Here is a 1,738-nt window from a genome sequence, read left to right on the forward strand (position 1 = left end):
CCCTCTACCCGCCGCCCCCCGGCCAAGGACCCGGGGTGCGCGGAGCCGGCCGGGCCCGCGCGCTGCCGGTGGGCGTGCCCGCCGCCCCCGTGCTGCCCGCGCCGCTCGAACTCCAGCGCGCCCTGCGCCCCTTGCAGGGCTACCGGAGCCCGGCCACACCGCTGCGGTCCGAACTCGACGAGGTCGGCACCGCGGAGATGAGCGCCCGGGCCGGCGGACTGATCCTGCCCGTCCGCCGGTACCTGTCCCGCGGCGACGCCCGGCTGCAACTGGTGCTGGACGCCTCCACCTCGATGCGCGTGTGGGGCCGGCTGTTCGCCGAACTGGCCCAGATCTTCAGCCGACTGGGAGCCTTCTCGGACGTCCAGGTCAGCCACCTGCACCAAGGCCCGGACGGGGGTCCGGCCGTCAGCCGCAGCGCCGACCCGCACGGTGCGCCGCTGCACGCCGCCGACCGGCTCAGCGATCCGACCGGACGCCGGATCGTCGTCCTGGTCAGCGACTGCGCCGGCCCGCTGTGGCACAGCGGCCACGCCCACCGGCTGCTCCACCACCTGTCCCGGCAGGGCCCCGTCGCCGTGCTCCAGCCGCTGCCGCAGCGCATGTGGAACCGCACCCGGCTGCCCGTCACCTTCGGTGGCCTGTCGCGCGGTGACACCCTGGGCGGCGGCTCCGCGCTGCGGGTGCGTACCAGCTCCGGCACCTCCGCCGAGGGCCGCCGGGGCGCGCTGGCCGTGCCCGTACTGCCGCCGGAGCCCGTGGCCCTCGGGTCGTGGGCGCGCCTGCTGTCCGGCTCCGGACCGGTCCCGGGCGCCGTGGGCTGGGTGCGTGCCGACCAGCCGGCCGCCCCGGCGGCCCGCCCGGACCGCCGGCGCACGCCGTTGGAACGGGTCAGCAGGTTCAGCGCCGGAGCGTCTCCGGCCGCCGCGCGCCTGGCCGTCTATCTCGCGGCGACCCCGCTCTGCCTCCCGGTGATGCAGCTGGTCCAGCGGACGATGCTGCCCGGATCCGGCCCGTCCGAACTCGCCGAGGTACTGGTCGGCGGCCTGGTCACCCGGGCCCGCGCGGACCACGGCGAGGACGGCTCCCAGTGGTACGACATCGACCCCGAGGTACGCGAGGCACTGCTGTCCCGGCTCGGACGGGACGAGGCCATGCTGGTGCTCAAGCACTGCTCGGAGTACATCGAGCAGCACTTCGGCAAGGGCGGCCCCAACTTCCCGGCGCTCGCGCTCGCCCAGCTCGGCGACGACGGGCCCGGACACCCGCACGCGCACCCGCACGCCTCCGGCGCCGAACCCGGGTACCCGGGCGAGAACGGCGGCGACGGCGGGGCCGCCCCGGTCCCGCAGCCCTTCGCGGAGGTCGCCGCCCGGATCCTGGAGCGGTTCATGCCGTTGCCCGAGCAGTTCGCGACGTACGACAGCCGGACCGGTCCGCAGACCACCGCGGAGCGGCCCACGCACCGGGCGGTGGTCCGGGCCCGCGCCCTGCTCTCCCGGTTCGACGGGGAGGGCATGGTCCAGGACGTCATCGACGCCGTACAGCTGCTGCGCGGCGCCACCGAGCAGGAACGGCCGGCCGGCGCCGACCCCGAGCTGTGGGGCGAGTACGCGCGCTGCACCCTGCGGCTGTGGGAGGTGCAGGGCGGTGCCGCGCTGCTGACGGAGGCCACCCGGGCCGCCGAACGGGCCGCCGCGCCCCCGCACGCCCTGCGCGAACGCGCCGTCCTCGCGCG

Annotated in this window: 1 protein-coding gene; it reads left to right on the top strand. The window is 77.0% G+C overall.

What is annotated here, in order from left to right; genetic code table 11:
- Positions 1-1,738 (top strand): SAV_2336 N-terminal domain-related protein (locus tag BZZ08_RS38385; RefSeq protein ID WP_342211031.1); only part of this gene is annotated, 1,738 nt, incomplete at both ends.

The organism is Streptomyces sp. MH60, from assembly GCF_002939385.1.
Taxonomy (GTDB): Bacteria; Actinomycetota; Actinomycetes; order Streptomycetales; family Streptomycetaceae; genus Streptomyces.